Source organism: Serratia sp. CY52157 (assembly GCF_052168495.1).
GTDB classification, from domain to species: domain Bacteria; phylum Pseudomonadota; class Gammaproteobacteria; order Enterobacterales; family Enterobacteriaceae; genus Serratia; species Serratia ureilytica.
On the sequence record NZ_JBJNMO010000009.1, the window covers coordinates 17,834 to 40,101 of the forward strand.

Sequence of the window (22,268 nt, forward strand, 5' to 3'; positions counted from 1 at the left end):
CCTTTTTTTATCTGTAGGGGTGGCGGTTTTTCCACCGCTGCAGATTACAAAGGAATGGAAGAGGGAGCGTAGCCGAAGTTAATGAAATGTGATCTGCGCACATTTAAGTAAAATACTGGCGTATTTAGTGTTAAATAAATGTTTAATTATTTGGTGGTGGTAAACTTACTACCAATTAAACGGCCATAAATAACTTTTTATTAACTTTAAATTAACGTTCTCGCATCATTTTGATGGCTTGGGCGCGGAAAAAAATGCCGGCGAAGGAGCCGGCATTGAAGCATTTAATCGATGTGTGAACAAGATCACCTTTGCGCCCGATTACAGCACGCCCTGGGCCAGCATCGCCTCCGCAACCTTAACGAAACCGGCGATATTCGCGCCGTGTACATAGTGGGTTTGCTTGCCCTCGCCGCCGTATTCCACGCAGGCATGGTGAATATCCGCCATGATATGTTGTAAACGTACATCCACTTTTTCCGCCCGCCAGCCGATGCGCGCGGCGTTTTGCGCCATCTCCAGCCCCGAGGTGGCCACGCCGCCGGCGTTGGCCGCCTTGCCGGGCGCGAACAGCACCCCGGCGTCGAGGAAGGCGTCGGTGGCCTGGATGGTGGTCGGCATGTTGGCGCCTTCCGCCACCGCTTTCACCCCGTTGCGGATCAGCGTCTGCGCCGCCTCGAGATCCAGTTCGTTCTGGGTGGCGCACGGCAGGGCGATATCCACCGGCACGTTCCACGGCTGCTGGCCCGCCAGGTAGGTCAGGCCGCGTTCGCGGGCGTAGTCCGCCACCCGGCCGTAGCGCTGGTTTTTGATCTCCGCCAGGTGCGCCAGCTTCTCGGTGGTGAAGCCGTCTTCGTCCACCAGAGTGCCGCCGGAATCCGACACGGTGATCACGCGCGCGTCCAGCTCCAACGCTTTCTCGATGGTGTACTGCGCCACGTTGCCGGAGCCGGACACCGCCACCCGCATGCCCTCAAAGCCCAAGCCGTGGCGCTGCAGCATGGCGTCGGTAAAGTACACCAGGCCGTAGCCGGTCGCCTCGGGGCGGATCAGGCTGCCGCCGAAGGAGAGCCCTTTGCCGGTAAACACGCAGGCGGTGTTGTTGGACAGTTTCTTCATCATGCCGGCCATAAAGCCGACTTCACGGCCGCCGACGCCGATGTCGCCGGCCGGCACGTCGGTGTCCGGGCCCAAGTGGCGATACAGTTCGGTCATCAGCGCCTGGCAGAAACGCATGATCTCGCCCTGGCTTTTGCCCTTCGGATCGAAATCGGAGCCGCCTTTGCCGCCGCCCATCGGCAGGGTGGTCAGCGCATTCTTGAAGGTCTGCTCAAAGCCGAGGAACTTCAGGATCGACAGGTTCACCGACGGGTGGAAGCGCATGCCGCCCTTGTAGGGGCCGATGGCCGAGTTGAACTGGACACGAAAGGCGCGATTGACCTGCACCTGGCCGCGATCGTCCACCCAGCTGACGCGGAACTGAATGATGCGCTCGGGCTCCACCAGGCGCTCCAGCAGCGCCTGTTCGCGATAGCGCGGGTTGCGCTCGATAAATGGCCACAGCGAGGTGAACACTTCGCGCACGGCCTGCAGATATTCCGGCTGGTGGGGGTTATGGCGTTGTAACGAGGACAGGAAAGACTCTACCGATACGGCATATTCCATGGATAACTCCTTTTAGCATTAAATTTTCCCCCGCTATTTCTTATAGATTTGGGTATAGGTGATGCCCGGGGGAGGATGTTGTGTCTTTAGCGACTATATCATCGGAGGGCGGTTGATTATCAAGCGATTAATCGGCGTGGCGGCATGAAAAACGCCCGCAGGGCGCGGGCGTTGGGCAGTTAAGTTAGCAAGCGCTTACTTTATTCGTCTTCTTCGTCGCGCAGCGGCACGATCAGCATATCGATGTGCACGGTATTGATCAGCTGGCGAGCGGAAGACATCAGTTTGCTCCAGAAGTCCTGGTGGTGGCCGCACAGCACCAGATCCATGTCGTATTTCTTGATGGCGTCCACCAGCACCTGCGCCAGATCGCCGCTGCCGCTCAGGGTCTCGGTGATCGGGTAGCCGGCGTTTTGCGACAGCTCGGTCAGCGCCTGGTGGGTTTCTTCAGAGATGCGCTTTTGCATGTCGCCGAGATTGACGTCGATAAGGCCAGTATAGAGATCGGAATAGTTGACATCGACGTGGATCAGAGAAACTTTGGCGTTATACGGCCGCGCCATAGAGACGGCTTTTTCTACCAGGATCTTGCTTTCCGGGGATAGGTCTACCGCGATCAATATGTGTTTGTAAGCCATAAGAATACTCCTTCCATAAACATGCCGATTAAAAAGGGTTAGCAGGCGTTCCGTGTACCCGCCTGGCGCTTTTGGTTCCATAGTATCATTCGGATAACGCAATGATATGTTGGGGCGATCACACTGCGCCGCATCGAAAATCTCTGCGCACGATACCTTTCGTTGTACACCCGCGCGGCGAAAAAGCCTAAGGGTTATGCGGGTTTTAACGGTCTGACCGCTTGAATTATAAGCGTTATTAAACAAAGTATAGCGCTAAATGTGCAATCAGCGCTCCAGATGCGGTTGCAGCAGGCTTTCAAACCACTCGTGAAACACCGCCAAACGGCGGGAACGCTGGCGGCGATGGGGGTAGATCAGGGCGATCGGCATGGAGGCGGCGCGGTAACCGGGCAGGACTTCCACCAGTTCACCGGCGTCGAGCAGGTGTTGCACGTCGTAGCGCGGGATTTGCATCAATCCCAGCCCGGCGCGGCAGCAGGCGATATAGCTTTCGGCGTTGTTGACCACCACCCGGCTGGGCAAGTCGAGCCGCTGGGTGTGCCCGTCGCCGGTCAGGTATTCCCAGGGGGATTCGCGGCCGGTTTTGGGCGAGGCGTAGCCGATGCTCCAGTGCCCCTCGGCGAGATCGGCGGGATGAAGAGGATGGCCGAATTCGCTCAGGTAGGCGGGGCTGGCGCAGTTGATCAGCGCGATATGGCCGAGCGGGCGCATCACCAGGCTGCTGTCGTGCAGATCGCCGACGCGCACCGCGCAGTCGACCCCTTCCTGCACCAGATCGATGGCGCGATCGGCGGAGCCGAGCACCAGCTGCAGATGAGGGTGGCGCCGCAGCAGGCTGGGCAGCGCCGGCGCGATCAGCCGACGGGCGATGCGGCTCGGCACATCGACGCTGAGCCGCCCGGAGGCCTGCCGTTGGCTGGCCTGAAACGACTGATCGATATCCTCCACCTCGGCCAGCAGCGGGCGCAGCCGTTCGAGCAGCTGTTCGCCGTCGGCGGTCAGCCGCACTTGCCGTGTGGTGCGGTGCAGCAGGCGCACGCCCAGCTGCGTTTCCAGTTGCTGAACGGCGGCGGACACCGAGGCGCGCGGCACCTCCAGCGCATGGGCCGCCCGGATAAAGCTGCCCATCTCCGCCACCTGCACGAATACGCGGTATTGATTGAATCTGTCCATCTCGTTGACCTGCTGTTCCTTGGCGCCGTTTCTGACAGAGAGTGTAGCCGCATGGCGCGGTTGCGCGCGAGCAGGTGCGGGGGCGATAGGTGCCCCCGCCGGGTTTATTTGGTGGTGTAGCCGCCGTTGATCAGGATGGTTTGGCCGGTTATCCACCAGCCGTCGCTGACCAGATGACGGATGAACGGCACCACGTCTTCGATATCGGTCAGGCCGGTTTGGCTGAATGGCGACAGCGCCGCCGCCGTCTTGTGGTAGGCCACGGCGTCCGCGCCTTCCGCCGGGTAGAAGAACGGGGTATCCATCGGGCCGGGGCCGACCGCCGTCACGGAGATGCCGCGCTCGCCGAACTCCTTGGCGGCGGCGCGGGTGAAGTGCTCCACCGGCGCTTTGGTGCCGGCGTAAGCGGCGTAGAACGGCGTGAAGGCGCCGAGCAGCGAGGTGACCAGCGTGCAGATTTTGCCGTTGTCGTTAAGGTGCTTACCCGCTTCTTTCAGGAAGAAGAACGCGGTTTTGGCGTTGACCGCGGTCATCTCGTCGTACTCGGCTTCGCTGATGTCGATCAGCGGCTTTTTCAGCACCTTGCCGACGGTATTGATGGCGATATCCGGCTTGCCGACGGCGGCGACAGCATCGGCGAACAGCTTCTCGACCGCGCCTGCGGTGGTCAGATCGGCCTGCAGCGCGACGCCTTGCGCCCCGGCGGCCTGAATGGCGGCGACGGTTTTCTCCGCCTCGGTTTTGGAGGCGGCGCTGTTGTAGTGGATCACCACCGCTTTGGCGCCTTGCTCAGCCAAATCGCGCGCGATCAGCCCGCCGAGGTTCTTGGCGCCGCCGGCGATCAGGACGGTTTTTCCCTTGATTGAATGGTTTGCCATAACAGTTTCCTTGGATAAGCGTAACGGAAACCTGAGTCTAGCCAGCGTGGGGGGAAAGATCAGCGGCGTGGCGCGGGATAGACTATCCATAAAAACAGCCTAATCGAAAACGGGCGGTTATCGCTTATAACGCCCCGGCAGGTGACTTTTCGGCACAGGGCGGTAAATTTTATCCACTGCTCAGGCCAGTTTGCGTTTCATTAACCTACAATGATGGATGTGGGCCTCATCATTTCTCCTCTGAGTAGAACCATGCCGTGCAAATCTCATCGTGCGGTGCGGCAACGTCTTCGGAGGCGGTGGGTTATGGGCGTGGCCCGTGCAGGCAAAAAAAGGGGATGAGAGCGGTAAGCTCCAGCAGAGTATCGGGTAATGAGGTAGGGCGGTTGGACCCGGCGGATGGCCGCGGATAACAACGCCTTGAGGGGGCAATCATGATCAGTACCGTCGCGCTGTTTTGGGCCTTGTGTGTGGTGTGTGTGGTTAACATGGTGCGGTATTACTCTTCTCTGCGCGCGCTGCTGGTGGTATTGCGCGGCTGTGACCCGCTGCTGTACCAATATGTCGACGGCGGCGGCTTCTTTACCGCCCACGGCCAACCCAGCAAGCAGCTGAGGCTGGTGCGTTATATTTTCGCGCAGCGCTATGTCGAGCACCACGATCCGGAGTTTATTCGCCGCTGCGAGCGGGTGCGCGGGCAGTTTATGCTGACTTCGGCCCTGTGCGGCCTGATGGTCATCTGCCTGATGGCGATGATGATTTGGTATTAATGCCTTTCTGTTTCCCTTGATGCAGGCAAAAAAAAGGCGGCCATGCGGCCGCCTTCCTCATGATGCTTGTCGCTTAGATCAGCTTCAACGCGACCCAATACAGCGCACCGGAAAGCAGAATCGAGATTGGCAGGGTGAGCACCCAGGCCAACAGGATGTTCTTCACGGTTTTGCTCTGCACGCCGCCGCCGTCCACGATCATCGTCCCGGCAACCGCCGAAGAGAGAACGTGGGTGGTGGAGACCGGCATGCCGGTATAACTCGCCACGCCGATCGACAGCGCCGCGGTCATCTGGGCCGATACGCCCTGGGCGTAGGTCATGCCTTTCTTGCCGATCTTCTCGCCGATGGTGGTGGCTACGCGTTTCCAGCCCACCATGGTGCCGAGCGACAGCGCCAGCGCGACGGCGACGATGATCCACATCGGCGCGTACTCGACGGTCTGCAGCAGATCCTGACGCAGGTTCTTCAGGAAGCGCTGATCGGCGGATGAGGTTTCCGGCAGCTTGGCGACTTTATCCGCCGTGTCGGTCACGCACATCAGCAGGCGGCGCAAATGGCTGCGCTGCTCAACCGTCAACTGATCGTAGCTTTGCAGGTTGGTCAGCATGCCCTGAGCCAGCTCGATCGCCGGCATGGCGCGCGAACTGTCGCAGTGGAACTCGGCCGGTTTGCCAGGCGTGGCTTCGTCATCCGGGCTTGGCACCAGCGGCGTCAACGACACCGCATGCGACAGCGCGTCGCCGTGCTGCTGGTAATATTGCTGCAGGTGGGTCACGGCGTCACGCGTACGGGTGATGTCATAACCGGTTGCATTCATATTGACCACGAAGCCGGCCGGGGCAACGCCGATCAGCACCAGCATGATAAGGCCGATGCCTTTCTGACCGTCGTTGGCGCCGTGCGAGAAGCTGACGCCAATCGCCGACAGGATCAGCGCGATACGGGTCCAGAACGGCGGCTTGCGTTTGCCGTCGACCTTTTCACGTTCCGCTGGGGTCATGTGGATACGCTGGCGTTTCTTGGTGCCACTCCAATAGCGGCGCAAGGCGAACACCATCACTCCCGCCACCATCATGCCGACCAGCGGCGAGAACAGCAGAGAAAGGAAAATGCCAATCATTTTCGGGACGTTAAGCGCATCCACGACCGAAGTGTGGGTCATCAGGGCGTTGGTTAAACCGACACCGATGATTGCGCCTATCAGCGTATGGGAACTGGACGCCGGCAGACCGAAATACCAGGTGCCGAGGTTCCAGATGATTGCCGCCAACAGCATGGAGAAGACCATGGCTAATCCGTGTGCTGAACTGACGTTCAACAACAGATCGGTAGGCAACAAGTGGACGATGGCGTAAGCAACACTCAAACCGCCGAGCATTACGCCAAGAAAGTTGAACAAACCTGCCATCACGACCGCAAGTTGCGAGCGCATGGCGCGGGTATAAATAACTGTAGCGACCGCATTGGCCGTATCATGAAAACCGTTGATGGCTTCATAAAACAACACGAACAACAATGCGAGAATTAACATCAGGCCGGTATGGAAATCCAGGCCAGCGAACAAATGCAGCATAAGCGTTACGCCAGTTTGTGGACATGAACGCCGCGCATTATCAGTGACAACCGGGGCCGGGGAAAAGGAAAATATGACGTTTTTTTGATTTGGACATGACGAAATGGTGGCGTGTCTATAACAAAAATATGGAATATCAACGCGTTAATCTGCTCTGACCTCTGTAATATTTTCTTACTATGGCGTTGGCGGCGCGGGGGCTTTACAATCTGCCGCCGTGAATTTGGCGGTGACCGGCGGCGAAACGGCGTAATATGGCGCTCTTTTGTCGCGATTGTGGTTTTGATAAGTGAGGCTCAGGTGGAACAGTTTGATGTCGTAGTGATTGGGGCGGGCGCCGCCGGCATGTTTTGCGCCGCGCAGGCGGGGCAACTCGGTTGCCGCGTGTTGCTGCTCGACAACGGCAAAAAACCGGGCCGCAAGATCCTGATGTCCGGCGGCGGGCGCTGCAACTTCACCAACATGTACGCCGAACCGGCGGCCTATCTGTCGAACAACCCGCATTTTTGCAAGTCGGCGCTGGCGCGCTACACCCAGTGGGACTTCATCGATCTGATCAACCGTTACGGCATCGCCTACCATGAAAAAACGCTGGGGCAGCTGTTCTGCGACGATTCGGCGCAGCAGGTGGTGGATCTGCTGGTCAAAGAGTGCGAGCTGGGCCAGGTGACGATGCGCCTGCGCAGCGAAGTGTTGGGCGTGGAGAAAACCGAGAACGGCTACCAGCTGGCGCTGAATGGCGAAAAAGTAAGTGCTCGCTCACTTGTGGTGGCCAGCGGCGGATTATCCATGCCGGGGCTGGGCGCCTCGCCGTTCGGTTACAAGCTGGCGGAGCAGTTCGGCCTCAGGGTGCTGCCGACGCGCGCCGGGCTGGTGCCGTTTACCCTGCATAAGCCGCTGCTGGAGCATGTGCAAACGCTGTCCGGCGTGTCGGTGCCGGCGGTGATCACCGCCGAGAACGGCGTCAGCTTCCGTGAAAGCATCCTGTTCACCCATCGCGGCCTGTCCGGCCCGGCGGTATTGCAGCTGTCCAGCTACTGGCAACCGGGTGAGTATGTGAGCATTAACTTACTTCCTGAGCTTGATCTGGCGGGCTTCCTTGATGAACAGCGCCTGCAGCACCCGAACCAAAGCCTGAAAAACACCCTGGCGCTGCACTTGCCGAAGCGGCTGGTGGAATGCTTGCAGACCCTGGGACAACTGCCGGAGGCGACGCTGAAGCAGCTGAATGCGCCGCAACAGGCGGCGCTGGTGGATCTGTTGCAGAACTGGCGCGTGCAGCCGAACGGCACCGAGGGTTATCGCACGGCGGAGGTGACGCTCGGCGGCGTCGACACCAACGAACTTTCTTCCAAGACGATGGAAGCCCACAAGGCGCCGGGGCTCTATTTTATCGGCGAAGTGGTGGACGTGACCGGGTGGCTGGGCGGTTACAACTTCCAGTGGGCCTGGAGCTCGGCCTGGGCCTGCGCCCAGGCGCTGGCGGCGCAGGGGCGGTAACGTTCAGCAGTGACGGGTTAGGCCGATTTTTTTGGCATAAAAGGCAGACACAACCCAGCGACCGCTGCTGCTGCTGCATAAAGCATCAGCAGGTAGGCTGTCGAAAGCGCCTCCGGATCGCCGAGCCCCCATTCATTAGACTTGTGAACCATTTCCAACGCCATGTCCGGTGTCAGCAGCAGCCGAGAGGGAATGATGTTCGGCAAGACAGCGAATACCAGGACAAAAATCACCGAGGCGATCGGTTTTCTCAGCTGATGAGGCTCCATTTTCTCTCTCATCCCGCCGGCCCTTTCAATTCCACGCGATTGCCGTCCGGATCGCTGAAATAGATGGACGGCCCGTCGCCTTCCGCGCCGTAGCGCGATTCGGCGGGATCCGCGTCGATCCCCTGCGATCGCAGGTAGGTCAGCAACGCGTCTTCGTTGAACGGATCGATGCGCAGGCAAAAGTGATCGACGTTCTGCTGTCTGGCATCGGGCGGCATGCCGCCTTTTCTTCCTAGCATGCCGTTGACGTCCACCAGATCGATCATGGAGGCGCCGGCGCGCAGGTGCACCAGCCCCAAATCCGGCCGCTGTTTGGCGATATCACAACCGATGACCTGGGTATAAAAACGCAGGCTGTTCTGCATATCGCGCACGCGCAGAACCACATGATCCAACTGTTGCAGGTTGAAAGGGCGCACGGTCATCTCCTCAAATGAACATCTCCTTTACAGCATAAGCGGCGATGGCGGATTTATCCTGTTTCGCGGCGTTGCCGCTTCGCGCGGCCAAACCAAAAAAAAAACGGCCGATGGGTGCAGCCATCGGCCGTGGGGCTTGAGTGTTCAAGCGTTAACGAGGGAAGTTACCGCTCAGCGCATCCAGGCCGCCCTGGTAGATGCCGCTGAACAGGGCGATGGCCTCGTCGTCGCTGATGTTGACCGGCGTGAAGCTGCCCGACCATTCCACGCGCGCCACGTTGGCGTCGTCGGTGGCGTGCACTGACAGGGTGGACAGGTAATTCACCACCGGGAACGGCGCCTGCATGATGGAGTAGCTGTAGCTGCGTTGACGGTTGTCGAACGCTTCCAGCCGCTCGATGACGGTGCCGCCGTCGGCGGTGGTTAAAGTGCGCACGCGGCCGCCTTGCGAAATGACGCTTTTCGGAATGAACGGCAGCCAGTCAGGCAGGGCGTCGAAGCCGCCGATCAGTTGCCATACGGTGTCGGCGGATGCCGGGATGTCCATTGAGACGGATGTAGTAGCCATTTTCTTTCTCTCTCTTAATATCGGTTTCGGGTACAGGGTTACATCGCCAGCGTGTCTACGACGCCGCCGTCGACGCGCAGCGCCGCGCCGGTGGTGGCCGAAGACAGCGGAGACGCGAGGTAAACGGCCAGGTTGGCCACTTCATCAACGTCCGCCGCGCGCTGAATGATGGAGCTTGGGCGTTCGGTTTTAACGAACTCGTCGGCCTGATCGCGGGCGCTGCGCCCGGATTTGGCCGCCGCATCCGCCAGCATGTCTTGCAGGCCTTCGGTAAAGGTCGGCCCCGGCAGGATGGCGTTGACCGTCACGCCGGTGCCGGCGAGGCGTTTCGCCAGGCCGTGAGACACCGCCAGGTTGGCGCTTTTGGTGACGCCGTAGTTGATCATGTCCGCCGGGATGGCGACGCCGGATTCGGACGACACGAAAATAATGCGTCCCCAACCCTGCTCGGTCATGCTCTGCGCATAGTGGCGCGCCAGCCGCACGCCTGAGAGGACGTTGACGTTATAGAAGTGCATCCACTCGCTGTCCGGCACGGTAAAGAAGTCGTTATCGTTGAAAATGCCCAGGTTGTTGATCAGCACGTCGGCTCTCGGTTCCGCGGCGAACAGGGTTGCAGCCCCATGTTCCGTCCCGAGATCGGCGACCACGCCGCGCACCTGCGCGCCGGGCACGTTGGCGCTGATGTCGGCGATGGCGTTATCGACCCCGGCTTTCTGACGGCCGACGATCACCACGGTGGCGCCCGTTTTGGCGAGCCCGCGCGCGATGCCGAGGCCGATGCCGGAGGTGGAGCCGCTGACGACGGCGACTTTGCCTGAAAGATCCAGTTTCATCATGTATCTCATCGAGTTAATGGGGGTAATGGGGCCATGCGGCCCCATAAAACTTAACGAATCGGCAGCGGCGCGTTGTCGGCCACCAGTTTCTGACGGCGCATTTCGGCCCAGAATTCAGCTGGGATAACGGCGTCCAGCGCAGCCAGATCTTCGGCCATGCGGCCAGGGCGGCTCGAACCGGGGATCACGGCGGCGACCGCCGGGTTAGCCAGCGAGAACTGCAGCGCGGCGGCTTTGACGTCGACCTGGAAGCGAGCGGCGATCGCTTTGATTTGCGCCACTTTCGCCAGCACCGCCGGGGATGCTTTCTGGTATTCGTAGTGCTCGCCACCGGCCAGCACGCCGGAGTTGTAAGGGCCGCCGACGACAATGTCGACGTTGCTCGCCAGGGCTTCCGGCATCAAACGTTGCAGCGCGCGTTCATGATCCAGCAGGCTGTAACGGCCGGCCAGCAGGAAGGCGTCCGGCTGCGTTTCGCTCAGGCCCAGCGCCAGTTCGCAAGGCTCGACGCGGTTGACGCCGAGGCCCCAGGCCTTGATCACCCCTTCTTCACGCAGACGGGTCAGCGCGCGGAAAGCGCCGGTGCGGGCGATGTTGAACTGTTCAATCCAGTTGTCGCCGTAGAAATCCTGGGCCGGATCGTGGATCCAGACGATATCCAGGCGCTCGGTTTTCAGGCGCTTCAGGCTGTCTTCGATGGAACGCAGCGTGGCGTCGGCGGAGTAGTCGTTGACTATTTTGTTCTTCAAGCCGTGTTCGAACAAACCGCCTTTCTCGCCCAGATCGCGGGCGGAAGTGTCTTCTTCTTCGTCCAGCATGATGCGGCCCACTTTGGTGCTCAGCACATACTCGTCGCGTGGGTAGTGCGACAGCACTTCACCCATGCGGATTTCCGACAGGCCGGAACCGTAGAGCGGCGCGGTGTCGAAGTAGCGGATGCCCAGATCCCAGGCGCCGCTGACGGTGGCTTGCACGTCGTCTTGCGGGATGTTGCGGAACATATTGCCGAGCGGTGCGCCGCCCAAACCGATCTTGCCGGGTAAAATATTTCTGATGCTCATGTCAGGTCCTCAATACGTTATCTTTTCAGGGAAATTGGGGGGCGCACAGTGCGTCTGCCCCGTCACGAGGCTAAAGATAGCGTGGCAAGTTGTGACTTGATAGGACATAATTTGTCTAAGTTAAGTCCTTTGAGGTCTCACATGATCGATTTACGTCAGTTGAAATACTTCGTCGCGGTGGCGGAAGAGGAGCACGTCGGCCGCGCTGCCGAACGGCTGCACATTTCCCAGTCGCCGCTGAGCCGGCAGATTTCCCAGCTTGAGGAACGTCTCGGATTGATGCTGTTTGAGCGCAATCAGCAGCGCATTCGCCTGACCGCCGACGGCCAGACGTTTCTGGCCGAAACCCGCGCGCTGTTGACGCACGCCAACCGGCTCGAATCGCTCGGACGCCGCCTGGGGCGGGGTGAAGACGGCGGGCTGTGCATCGGCTATATCGAAAATGCGATGCACTCCGGCGTCTTGTCGAACGCCTTGCGGTCGCTGCGGGTGTCCCGGCCGGATGTGCACATCGTGCTTTACAGCCAGCCTTCTTCCATGCAGTTGGAAGGACTGCGGCAGCGTAGCCTGGACGTGGCGCTGGTCAATACGGCGCCGGATCGCGACGATCAGGATTTGGACTATACGCAGGTGTTGGACGATCGCATGCTGCTGGCCCTGCCGCAGACGCATCCGCTGGCGGACAGGGAAACGCTGCAGCCGGCGGATCTCACCGATCAGGCCTGGATCTCGGTGATCCACAAAGAGGATGCCCATTCGCGCGACGACTTCGTGGCGGCCTGCGTGAAGGCCGGGTTCGATCCGGATATTCGGCTGGAAGCGGGCGAGCCGCTGACGGCGCTGGGGCTGGTCGCCGCCGGGTTGGGGATGACGCTGATCCAGCACAGCCTGCGGCATAACGCGCCGCAAGGCGTGGTGCTGCGCGAGCTGCCCTGGATGCAATACACCACGCAGCTGTGGGCAGTGTGGCACAAGGCCAACCTGCGCCCGCTGGTCACCCACTTTCGCGAAGTGATGTCGGCCGGGCCGGCCTGCCACTGATCGCGCGGCGGCGTCCGGCCCGGATGGCGCCCGCTACGGCGCAGCGCGCAGGGCCGCGACGATCGCCGCCAGGTCGGCGCGCTGCTCGTCTGCCAGCGCGGGCTGCGCCTGCGCGGCATTCTCCGCCAGCAGGGTTTGCAGGCCGATCAGCCAGTCATAGATATAAAACGCGGTATTTTTGGTCGGCGTCGGCGCCAGCCGGGTTAGCCGCTGCTGGCCGCTCCAGTCCACCGCCGGCTGCGGCGGCGGGGTAAAGATCGGCTGGCCGGGATTGACGCGGCTCTCGGGGCGCGTGGCCGCGTCGCGCCGCTGGAAGCCGAGCCAGGCGACGAAGTCGCCCAGTAGCGCCAGCGCCTGGCTGATCTGCCGATCTTCACCCTGTTCCGGCAAGCTCCCGGCGCACAGCGCGCGCTCCAGTTCGTCGTCGAGCCGCAGGCGGCAGGCGGCGCCGATCAGCGCATCGACCAGCAGTTCGAGGTGCGGCCTGTCGACGCCGAGCAGATCCAGCAACCGGCGGCTGTCAGGCAGCGCGCGCAGATGGTTGACCCAGTCGGCGAAGATCCGCGCGGCGAAAGGCGATGCGGGCTGCTCGCCGGGTGCTGCAGGGTCTTGCGCACCGAACAGATCGATATCCAGCCCAAACGGCGAAGGCGGCGTCGTCTGGGACGGCGTCGTATGCTGCTGTTGCTGATAAAGCTGGCGCAGCGTATCGCGCTGGGGCAGCAACCGTTCCAGCAGTTCGCCGTGGCGGCCGGCCTGCGCCTGCAACGCGCGCAACAGCTGCTGGGCGCGTTGCTGCGCCGCGTGCGGATCGGCGACGGAGAGCCAGTTGCCGAGCAGGCTTTCCGTCAGTTCGCGCTGCAACTCTTCACGCTGTTCGAGCAAGCGCGCTTGTTTGTGGGCCGGGCGCGCCTGTGCAGCCAGGTAGTTCACCATCCGGCGGCAGTCCTGCTCATCCAGCGCCAGCAGCGTGGCCCAGCTGTCGCCGGGCTCGCCGACCTGACGCTGGACGGCATCGTCGGGCCGCGTTTTGCCTTCCTGACGCAGGTCGAACGGCGTGATCGCCCAGATTAAACCGGGCTTGCGGCGCTGGCGCAGCGCCGGGGTTTCCCCCTGGGTGTGGTTGACCCAATCGGCGAGCGCCTGGCCGACGCGCGCGGTGTCCTGCGGCGTGGCGGCGGCATCGGTCACCAGCAGCAGGCTGGTGTGCAGGCCGTCGGCGCAACGGGCCAGTAAATGGGCGCGCTTCGCCTGCTGCAGACGCTGCGCCGGCTCCGCCTGCGGACAGATGCGGCTGCCGGGCAGGTCGATCAGCGCCACGTCGGCGGGCAAGCCTGCCTGCGTCGTCTGCGGCAGCAGGGTGGTCACTTCTGCGGTCAGCCAGGCCAGATCGCTCAGTGCGATCGCCCGTTGATCGCCGTTTTCGGTCATGACGGCGATCGTGGCGTTTTCCGGTGCGGCGCTTGCGGTCAGCAGCGCCAACGCGCGGCGCGGGGCATGAACCCGTCTGCTGCCGTCGAGCGCCTGCAACGCGTGCGCCAGCTGGCGGTAACGCGCCGTCAGCGTCGCTTCCTCTCCCCACAGCGGCGCAAACAGGCGCGCGCGGTCATCGATGCTCAACTGCGGCGCCAGCGTCACCGCCTGCGGCCAGAAGTGCCTGTCGAGCGTGGATTGCTCTTTGTCGCCGTGGCGGCGCAGGCTGTCCCACAGCGCCAGTACGGCATTGCCGTCGAGGCCATCGATGGCAACCGCCTGTCGGTGGCGCGTCAGCGCTTGCAGGTGGTCGGCGATGGCGCGGGCGTCGCAGTCCGGGCGGAAGCCGCTCATCGCGGCGGCGTCAATCGTCATGGCCAACCACTGCGCTTCATCGAGCAAGGCGAGGGCGATCGGATAATCGGCGGGCCCCGCCTCGGCCGCCGTGCAGTAGCGCACCGCGAGCGAAAGGTCCGCGTCGAAGCGCTTCGCGCCGGGCGCCAGCGCCGCCAACAGATGGGCTTTGGCGGCGGCGTTGTGGCCATATAAACCGATGGCGACCTGCGCAGACCGTGTGTTTTCCAACAGTGCGGCGCGGTTATGGCAACGCCGCAAACGCTGTATCAGCCGATCGGCTTCCCGCTCCAGGCGGGCGGAGTGACGGCGTGCGGCGTTCACCCAGTCGATCGCCTGCAAAATGCCGGCGCTGAGCGCGTTATTCGGAGCCGCTGGGGCGAGGGTTTGCGTGTTCATCGTGGGTAAATGCTCCCGCTGTCTATCCAGTAGTGGGTCGCACCGGAGGCGCTGGCAGCCAGGGTATTGAGTTTCAGTTGTAGGTGGTGCGCCGGGACGGGGCTGCCGTCGGCCAGCAGCGCCTGGGCGATCTTGACGCTCTCGGCACCCTGCTCGGCGCTGGCGGTGATGGCCAGCCGCAGGCCGATCACCGCGTCGCCGGCCAGCTTGCGCGCCAACTGGGCGTCATTGATGGTCAGCGTATAGAGCGGCGAGGCCGGCCAGCGTTCGTTGTCCAGCTGGCGGAAGCCCAGACGCAGCGGGCCGCGCAGCTGGAAGCTGCCGGCGGGATCGAGCGCGAAATCGGCGCGATCCAGATCGATGTCGCGGTAATAGACGTTATCGTCCGCCAGCATGTTGTTGCCGTCCAGCATGCCCAGATAGCGAATGGTGGAGTAGGGCTGGAAATCGCCGACGTTGAAGTAAAAGCTCTCCAGCCGCAGATCGATCGCCAGCAGGCACAGCATGGCGCCCACGGCAGCGGTGGATTTCGGGTTGTCGATGCGGCCGCGTTTGTTGAATGGGTACCAGCTGCGGGTGTGGTAGCCCTCGAGCGGCAGAATGCGGCTGGCGGGCAGCGGCTGCAGATGGCGCAGCAGCGCCTGCACGCCGGGGAAGCGCGCCGGGCGGCCGGTCAGCAGCAACACGTCGCAGGTGTACAGCGCCACCACTTCGGCCAGCAGGCGCAGACAGCGGCCGATGCCGATGCGATCGGACAAGAAAGCGGCGTGCAGGTCGGCCAGACGGATCACCAGCGGGGTGTGCAGGATATCGAAGGCGTCGCTGTCGGCTTCGCGCTGCACTTCGCCGTTGATAAACGCCAGCACCTGCGGCGTCGGCCGCTGCGGCAGCAGATCGCCGAGGCCGGCGGCGATTTCCGCGCGGCTGTCCAGCGGATCGTACTGCTCATAGGCGGCGAGCAGCGCGCGTCCGGCGGGCATGAAGATCTGCAGCGCGGCCTGTTGACGCAGGGTGGAAAGCCCGTCCATGCGCCCTTCGTTGCCGAACAGTTTGTCCATCAGCGCCGCAGCGGCGCTCACGCCGGCGGCCTCGAACGCCTGTTGCACGGCGGGCAAGACAAACTGCTGGATGATGTCCAGCAAGATATCGTCGCCGGCGACCTTAAAGCCCTCGCGGAACAGCAGGCGCGGGTTGATTTTGATGTTGTTGCCTACGCCGTCATCGAGCGAGTAGTGCGTGATCGCCAGATCGGTGGTGCCGCCGCCGATGTCGATGGAGGCGATGCGCAGCGTCTTGCCGGGCTGTTCACCCGGCGCCAGCGGCCGATCGGGCCGAGCCATGGCGGCGAAGAAGGCGTCGGTGCGGCCGGCGAAGTTCACCTGGGTTTCGTTGTACAGATAGACCATCTGGCCGCAGGTGGCTTCGTCCCACTCGATCTGCACCTGCGGCGCCGGGAAGCGAGTGTGCGCGCCGTCGAACGGCGCATCCTGCGGGTGCCAGCCGAGGGCTTTCCACACCAGCCCGATCGCTTCCTGCATGCGGCGGCGGAAGATCTCACGCTCCGGCTTCGGCATCGCCGACGGCAGCGTCAGGATGATGGCGCGTAAACGGCGCGGGGCGGCGGCGTTCGGCATGCGGCTGCGCTGGGCGATGCTGTTGATCTGCATCAGCGCCTGCGCCAACAGCTCGCTCAGCATCAGGCTCATCACCGCGCTGCGGCTGTAATGGGCGGCGAACACCGGCAGCCGTTCGGCCGTCGGCAGGGCGGACAGCGGCACGCCCTCGTCGTTGATCAAGGTGGTCAACGGCGCGGCGGCGGCCATCGGCTCGTGCCGCTCGTTGAAGCGCCAGCCGGGCGCATAGCGCTCTTCGTCCCACAGATAGCGGCGCGGGCTGGAGATGCCGGTGGTGCCTTCATGCCCTTCGCGTCGCTGCGCCAATTGCGCGGCTTCACGGCCGACGCGGGTGATGGACGGCCATTGGAAGGCGTCGTCGCGTCCGCTCTGGAAGGACAGATGTGGCTTGCCGAACGCGGCCCGAGAAAACTCCACCCGGCTCTCGAACAGTTCGTTGTAGACGTGATGCGGTTCGGACAGCGAACGCAGCTGCAGCTCATAGGTTTGCTTCAGGCCGTTGCTCTCTTCCGGATGGTCTTCGACCAGCACGCCGCAGGTGTGAGAATTGCCGACGTCCAGCACTAGATCGACGTCGATCGCCGGCTGTTGCAGCGTCGCCGCCGCCATTTTTATCTGCGGCACCGTCAGCTGATGGCCGAGCATGTGCAACAGGTTGAGGTAGTGCGCCTGATATTCGAAGGTTTTCAGCCCGGCGTTGATCTCCGCCTCGGCGCGCTGTTCCCGCTCGGCGGCGCGCTGGCTGAACGCCTCGCGCAGCCAGCCGTCCACCCAGGTCAGATCGAGGAACTCGCCCAGCTCGTGGTTACGGTGCGCCAGCGCGAAGCTCAGATCGGCGCCGAGATCGCTCTCGCCCGGCGCCAGCGCTTCCTGGCCGGGCACGGCGGCGCGGGTATCGAAGGCCAGCACCACCCGCAGCAGGTTGCCGTCCTGATCCGGTTCATCCAGCTGCACCACCTGCAGGCGAGCCCAGTTATCCGGGCCTGACAAAAATATCCCCGAGGCGGTATAGCGCAAGAACGGTAACGGCAGCCAGAGCTTATCCAGCAGGCGCAGCGACTGCTGCAGCGGGTAGCTGAACTCCGGCCGCACCACTTCGGCGGCTTGCCCGCCCTCGGCCGGCAGCTGATATTTGCCGCTCTCGGCTTCCCATTGCAGGCGCAGCAGCGGGCCGCTGGCGGTCTTGCGCACGAATTTGCCGGGAAACTCGGCGTCCAGCCGCGGGGTCAGGGCAAAGTCCATAAACTGAATGCCGCTGTCCTGAATCAGCGTAATGCCGTGTTTGTAGTCCGTAAGGGGTGCCAGCATCATTTACTCTCGCGCTTGAACGTCATGGGATAGGTGGTGTCCGCATCGTAGCGGCCGGTGCATTCCGCGGCCCCGGTCTCGCCCTGGCGGCAGACGATTTCCGGGATCTGGTAGCGGCTGCCGTCGCTGCAGCGCGCTTTGGTGCGGCTGTTGATCACCAGATTGCCGGACTGCATCAGCCCGGCCTCGACCGCCACCCGGCAGGTGACGCCGTCGCCGTAGGCGATGACGGCGCTGCCTTTGCCCGCGTTCAGGCGGTATTGCAGGCTGGGGCGCTTGCCGGTGATCGGATCTTTCAGCGCCACCGTGGCGCGCCATTTGCCGTTAAGGAAACGGGTGGAGCCGGCCTTCACCGCCTCGGGCGGCAGCACCAGCGCATTTTTGTCCGCTGGCTGCGGGATGACCGGCGCCGGGGGCGGCGGCATCAGCGTGGCATGCGCCAGCGGCAAGCGCAGCTCAGGCAACGGCGCGGCGGTTTTTTCCGGCGGTGCCGGAGGGCGCACCTCAGCCGGCATCGCCGGTTGCGGCGGCGGTGAGCGGTGCAGCCAGGCGGCCAGCGCCGCGCTGCCTAGCAGCAGTACCGGCAACAGCCACAGCGCGTGGCGTCGACGCGGGCGAACAACGGCGCGGGATTCGGCGGGCGCCGTCGGGGCGGGCACCGGTTCAGGCTCGGCGGCCGGGGCCGGTTTTACCGGTTCGACAACGGCCGGTTTGCGCGGAGCGGCGGCGATCGGCGCCGGTTTTTCCACTTCCGATTCGAGCGGGCGCAGGCAGGCTAACGGATCGTCCGGGCTCTGCGCCTGCGGTTTGATAAAGCCCCAAAAGGTCAGCACCGGCCGATCGTCCACCAGGTAGACGTGGTTGGGATCGGGAATGTGCATCGCTTTGGCCAGCAGCGCGCCGAACAGGCGGTGGCTGGGGTGATCGGTCGCCCGGGTCTGTTCGGTCAGGCTGCGGAAGGTCGCCAGACAGTGTTCCAGGTGGCGCACCGCCTGCGCGCGCTGGGTATCGCTTGCCGCCAGCCAGGAGGTCACCTTGCCCGGAAAGGGCGCATACCAGTCGATGCGCGTGCCGCTTTCGTTCGGCTGGGGGATCGCCAGACAGTCGGCGGCCTGCTGCTGTCGGCGAAGACGCAGGGTTTCCCGCAGCTGCTGCGCGCAGGCGTAGATCGGTTGCCCGTTTTCGCCTAAAGCCAGCACATCATCCAAACTGCCACTGCGTAAGAAGGGTTTCACCACGGCGCCGCACCTTGTCCTGTTCTGCAAAAACGCATAAAAGTCCATGGTACCCCGCCGGCGATGCCGCCAAACGGCCAAGGACAGCCCGAAAAACGCCCTTCTTTGACGTTAGCGGCGCACTTTGGCAACCGGCACAGTGAAAATCTCGCTATCTGGACCTGTTTGTGAACCGCTTTATCTGAAAAATAGAACGCAGCCCCGGCAAGCGACGCCGGGGGAACGATGTTCTCTTTCACTATGACCTCGCCTCGCGGGTTGCCGATTTCGGTATGCCTCAGGCGTGCGGAGCATTTGCATGATGGACAGTCAGTCTGAAAAAACGCTTGTTGTTACCCCTGCTCATCCCGCCGTCGGGCATTCGGCTCAGGGCTGGATGAACGGTTTCCTCGGCATGATTATCTTCAGCGGCTCGTTGCCCGCCACCCGGGTGGCGGTGCTGGAGCTCGATCCGCTGTTTCTGACGGCGATCAGGGCGGCGATCGCCGCTTTGCTGGCCCTGTGCGCGCTGCGGATCACTCGCCAGGCGCGGCCGACGCGGGCCGATTTGCCGCCGCTGCTGTTTGTAGCGCTCGGCGTGGTCATCGGTTTTCCGCTGCTGACGGCGCTGGCGCTGCAGCACACCACCTCGGCGCATTCGCTGGTGTATATCGGCCTGCTGCCGCTGGCGACCGCCGGTTTTGGCGTCTTGCGCGGCGGTGAGCGCCCCAAGCCCGCTTTTTGGGCTTTTTCGGGCATTGGCGCCGCGCTGGTGGGGGCGTTCGCGCTGAGCCAGGGGAGCGGCGGCGCCTGGCAGGGAGATATGCTGATGGTCGGCGCGGTGCTGCTGTGCGGTTTGGGTTATGCCGAAGGCGCGGTGCTGTCGCGCCGGATCGGCGGCTGGCAGGTGATCTCCTGGGCGCTGGTGGCGGCGTTGCCGTTGACGCTGGCGGCCGCATGGTGGGCGGCGCCGGCCGCTTGGCCCGTCGTCAGCGGCGCCGCCTGGCTGTCGCTGGCTTACGTCTCGGTGTTCAGCATGTGGATCGGCTTTATCTTCTGGTATCGCGGCCTGGCGCAGGGCGGCATCGCCGCCGTCGGGCAATTGCAGCTGCTGCAGCCGTTCTTCGGCCTGGCGCTGGCGGGCTGGCTGCTGCAGGAAACCGTCCAGCCGATGATGATCGCCGTGATGGCCGGCGTGGTGGTTTGCGTGTTCGGCGCCAAGCGCTTTTCTCGCTAGGCCCCGTTGCGGGCGCAGGCGCGGATCACCTCGCCGAGCCGTTCCACCGCCTGCTGCACCTGGCGGTCATCGTAACCGCCCAACCCCAGCACCAGACCCGGCTCACCGTGGCCGGGCGCATACATCGGCGATACCGCCCGCAGCGCCAATCCGGCTTCGTTGGCCTGCTGGGCGACCTGCACGTCGTCGAGATCTTTCCTCAGCCACAGCACCATGTGCATGCCCTGATCGCAGGGCTGCACCCTCCCCAATTCGGCCGGGATGCGCGCGTTGATCGCCTCGATCAGCACCCGGCGTTTCTCGGCGTAGACGCCGCGCATTTTGCGGATATGCCGGTCGAGATACCCTTCGGCGATAAAGGCGGCCAGTACGTGTTGATCCGCGCTGGGCGGGTGACGATCCATCAGGATCCGGGCGCCGCAAAAGGCGTCGACCAGCGGCGGCGGCACGATGGCGTAACCCAAGCGCAGCGAAGGGAACAGCACCTTGCTGAAGGTGCCGAGATAGAGCGTCCGTTCGGGCGCCAACCCTTGCAGCGAAGGGAACGGGTGGCCGGCGTAGCGCATCTCGCTGTCGTAATCGTCTTCCACGATCCAGGCCTGCCGTTCTCTGGCCCAGGCCAGCAGGGCGCTTCTTTTCGCCATGCTCATCGGCATGCCCAGCGGATATTGATGCGACGGCGTGACAAAAGCGGCGCGGGCGTCGGCGGCCAGGCGCACGCCGGCGGCGACGTCGATGCCGTCGTCGGCGACGGGCACCCTGATCATGTGCCGATCGCGAAACAGGCTGTTAAAAAGGGCGGTGATGCCAGCGTAGGCGGGATCCTCGACCCAGGCGCTGTCGCCGGCGTCCAACAGGATCTGCGCGGCCAGATACAGTCCCTGCTGGGTGCCGGCGGTGATGAGGATTTGCTGCGGCGTGCAGTTTACCGAGCGGGAACGGCGCACATAATCGCAGATGGCTTCGCGCAGCGGCAGGGCGCCCAACGGATCGCCATAGCCGGATGGGGCGCCGGGGCCGCGCGCCCGGATGCGGTTGCCGAGCCGCCGCCAGATATCGTCGGGCGCGGTATCGCCGATCGGGACCGACACGGTGAATGGCACCGACGGCAGCGCCCGCGCCTGGGCGGCAAAACGCGCCAGATGCTGCGCCTGTGAAGAAAGCGGCACGGCTGTGGCCGGAGCGGTTTGCACCGTGGCGTGTGGCGTGCGGCGCGGCGCCTGATAGTGGGCGACCCGGGTGCCGGAGCCGGGCTGCGGTTCAAGAAAGCCTTCCGCCGTCAGCTGAGCAAACGCCTCCAATACCGTGCCGCGCGCCAGATTCAGCGCCGCCGACAGCCGGCGCGTCGAAGGCAGCAGATCGCCCGCTTTCAGATCGCCTTTGTGGATGGCCCGGCGCAGTGCCTGCGCCAGTTGGTGGCTTAGCTGCCCCGCCTGGCGGTCAATCTCACCGAGGGCGGGGACGTCAACGACTTGGGCTGTTCTGGGCATGCATTCCGGTCCATATTAAAAAAAGAAATTGCTTAGGCAGAGTAAACCACTTTATCTCGCCATGCATGCGTTGCCGAATTCGCGGTGCCGCGGCATGGCGGTTGTGTCTGCTTCGCCATAATTTAGTGACGTCTGACGATCAATATAGAGGGGGCATGTTGCTGATTGCTTGTGCCTGTCAGCGTGGCGACTGTTTTCATCGCGGACGTAGAGCATTTATATTGCGAGCGGCGTTGAATATGGTTTGCCTGAGTGAACAGGAGCGGCGCTGAATAAAGCGCACGATAATAAACAATGTGAGGAGGGGCGCGGCAAATGAATAATTTTGCGAGATTGTCCCCGGATAGGGCGCGTGACGGTGATTGGTGAACGTAGGGGGTGGCCTTTGCACTGTAAGAGCCTAAATGCGGTTCATTAATGGTGTAAATGTTAATTTTTTGGTGTTTATGTTTGTTAATTGGCGTTTTGGATGAAATTTAATGCTATTTAAAATATTAAAATTTATCGAAGGTATAAGTCAGATATGCTGCAAACTATTAATTAAATCTATTTTTTGTTTATTAAAATCTATTTTTAGTCATTCAGTATTATTTTATTTTAAATAATATTAAAAAATCAACATATACATCTGCAAAAATGTTTTTTTCTGTATCATTGCTCCAGGTCATTCAAACGAGGCGAGAGGCGCTGTTGGTGCGCAGAGGACAGGTTCTCAGCGTTGTAATGCGGAATGCTGATGAGAGGTTGAGTCTAAAAAAA

The 22,268-nt window shown here is 62.5% G+C and carries 18 protein-coding genes; 4 read left to right on the plus strand and 14 right to left on the minus strand.

What is annotated here, in order from left to right; all coding sequences use genetic code 11:
- Positions 1-321: 321 nt before the first annotated feature.
- The 4 genes from gdhA to ACJ8IP_RS22310 form a co-directional block, all read right to left on the minus strand.
- Positions 322-1,665 carry an NADP-specific glutamate dehydrogenase gene (gdhA, locus tag ACJ8IP_RS22295; RefSeq protein WP_021505207.1) on the minus strand — a complete coding sequence of 448 codons (1,344 nt, stop codon included), beginning with the start codon at positions 1,663-1,665 and terminating at the stop codon, positions 322-324.
- A 200-nt stretch (positions 1,666-1,865) separates the two neighbouring features.
- A complete protein-coding gene (uspA, locus tag ACJ8IP_RS22300) occupies positions 1,866-2,303 on the minus strand; it encodes a universal stress protein UspA (RefSeq protein WP_004930988.1) in 438 nt (145 codons plus the stop codon).
- Positions 2,304-2,570: 267 nt separating this feature from the next.
- Positions 2,571-3,479, minus strand: a complete 909-nt coding sequence (locus ACJ8IP_RS22305) for a LysR family transcriptional regulator (RefSeq protein ID WP_042785536.1) — start codon at positions 3,477-3,479, stop codon at positions 2,571-2,573.
- Between the two features lie 104 nt (positions 3,480-3,583).
- A complete protein-coding gene (locus tag ACJ8IP_RS22310; RefSeq protein WP_033645349.1) occupies positions 3,584-4,357 on the minus strand; it encodes an SDR family oxidoreductase in 774 nt (257 codons plus the stop codon).
- Between the two features lie 434 nt (positions 4,358-4,791).
- On the opposite strand from ACJ8IP_RS22310, the gene uspB reads away from it, so the two are divergent.
- On the plus strand, positions 4,792-5,127 hold the full coding sequence (gene uspB / locus ACJ8IP_RS22315; protein WP_164107036.1) for a universal stress protein UspB: 336 nt from the start codon (positions 4,792-4,794) through the stop codon (positions 5,125-5,127).
- A 73-nt stretch (positions 5,128-5,200) separates the two neighbouring features.
- Here uspB and pitA read toward each other — a convergent pair whose 3' ends face one another.
- Positions 5,201-6,703, minus strand: coding sequence for an inorganic phosphate transporter PitA (gene pitA, locus ACJ8IP_RS22320; protein WP_033645348.1), 1,503 nt, complete (start codon positions 6,701-6,703; stop codon positions 5,201-5,203).
- Between the two features lie 300 nt (positions 6,704-7,003).
- Here pitA and ACJ8IP_RS22325 point away from each other — a divergent pair, with 300 nt between their 5' ends.
- A complete protein-coding gene (locus tag ACJ8IP_RS22325) occupies positions 7,004-8,203 on the plus strand; it encodes an NAD(P)/FAD-dependent oxidoreductase (RefSeq protein WP_033651781.1) in 1,200 nt (399 codons plus the stop codon).
- A 17-nt stretch (positions 8,204-8,220) separates the two neighbouring features.
- On the opposite strand, the gene ACJ8IP_RS22330 is transcribed toward ACJ8IP_RS22325, so the two are convergent.
- The 5 genes from ACJ8IP_RS22330 to ACJ8IP_RS22350 all read right to left on the minus strand — a co-directional run bounded on the left by ACJ8IP_RS22330 (position 8,221) and on the right by ACJ8IP_RS22350 (position 11,359).
- Entirely contained in the window at positions 8,221-8,472 is a 252-nt protein-coding gene (locus tag ACJ8IP_RS22330; RefSeq protein ID WP_164107037.1) for a hypothetical protein, read from the minus strand.
- A gap of 8 nt (positions 8,473-8,480) precedes the next feature.
- On the minus strand, positions 8,481-8,897 hold the full coding sequence (locus ACJ8IP_RS22335) for a VOC family protein (protein ID WP_164107038.1): 417 nt from the start codon (positions 8,895-8,897) through the stop codon (positions 8,481-8,483).
- 145 nt (positions 8,898-9,042) lie between these two features.
- Positions 9,043-9,459, minus strand: a complete 417-nt coding sequence (locus ACJ8IP_RS22340; protein WP_047026516.1) for an SRPBCC family protein — start codon at positions 9,457-9,459, stop codon at positions 9,043-9,045.
- Positions 9,460-9,497: 38 nt separating this feature from the next.
- Positions 9,498-10,295: an SDR family NAD(P)-dependent oxidoreductase gene (locus ACJ8IP_RS22345; RefSeq protein WP_033645342.1), complete on the minus strand. Its 798-nt coding sequence runs from the start codon at positions 10,293-10,295 to the stop codon at positions 9,498-9,500.
- A 53-nt stretch (positions 10,296-10,348) separates the two neighbouring features.
- The gene (locus ACJ8IP_RS22350) at positions 10,349-11,359 is read right to left on the minus strand and encodes an aldo/keto reductase (RefSeq protein ID WP_164107039.1); all 1,011 of its coding nucleotides are present in this window, start codon (positions 11,357-11,359) and stop codon (positions 10,349-10,351) included.
- Positions 11,360-11,500: 141 nt separating this feature from the next.
- On the opposite strand from ACJ8IP_RS22350, the gene ACJ8IP_RS22355 reads away from it, so the two are divergent.
- Positions 11,501-12,400 (plus strand): LysR substrate-binding domain-containing protein, encoded by a 900-nt coding sequence (locus ACJ8IP_RS22355; protein ID WP_033645340.1) that lies wholly within the window; start codon positions 11,501-11,503, stop codon positions 12,398-12,400.
- A gap of 33 nt (positions 12,401-12,433) precedes the next feature.
- On the opposite strand, the gene ACJ8IP_RS22360 is transcribed toward ACJ8IP_RS22355, so the two are convergent.
- From ACJ8IP_RS22360 to ACJ8IP_RS22370, 3 genes are read right to left on the minus strand one after another with little or no spacing between them, the layout of a single operon-like run.
- The gene (locus tag ACJ8IP_RS22360) at positions 12,434-14,626 is read right to left on the minus strand and encodes a virulence factor SrfC family protein (protein ID WP_164107040.1); all 2,193 of its coding nucleotides are present in this window, start codon (positions 14,624-14,626) and stop codon (positions 12,434-12,436) included.
- Positions 14,623-17,568, minus strand: a complete 2,946-nt coding sequence (locus tag ACJ8IP_RS22365) for a virulence factor SrfB (protein WP_047026536.1) — start codon at positions 17,566-17,568, stop codon at positions 14,623-14,625. The genes ACJ8IP_RS22360 and ACJ8IP_RS22365 overlap by 4 nt, the downstream gene beginning before the upstream one ends.
- Positions 17,568-18,806, minus strand: coding sequence for an SrfA family protein (locus ACJ8IP_RS22370; RefSeq protein WP_164107041.1), 1,239 nt, complete (start codon positions 18,804-18,806; stop codon positions 17,568-17,570). The genes ACJ8IP_RS22365 and ACJ8IP_RS22370 overlap by 1 nt, the downstream gene beginning before the upstream one ends.
- Positions 18,807-19,104: 298 nt before the next feature.
- On the opposite strand from ACJ8IP_RS22370, the gene ACJ8IP_RS22375 reads away from it, so the two are divergent.
- The gene (locus tag ACJ8IP_RS22375) at positions 19,105-20,019 is read left to right on the plus strand and encodes a DMT family transporter (protein ID WP_072626851.1); all 915 of its coding nucleotides are present in this window, start codon (positions 19,105-19,107) and stop codon (positions 20,017-20,019) included.
- On the opposite strand, the gene pdxR is transcribed toward ACJ8IP_RS22375, so the two are convergent.
- Positions 20,016-21,509 (minus strand): MocR-like pyridoxine biosynthesis transcription factor PdxR, encoded by a 1,494-nt coding sequence (pdxR, locus tag ACJ8IP_RS22380; RefSeq protein WP_033645337.1) that lies wholly within the window; start codon positions 21,507-21,509, stop codon positions 20,016-20,018. The genes ACJ8IP_RS22375 and pdxR overlap by 4 nt on opposite strands.
- Positions 21,510-22,268: the final 759 nt, after the last annotated feature.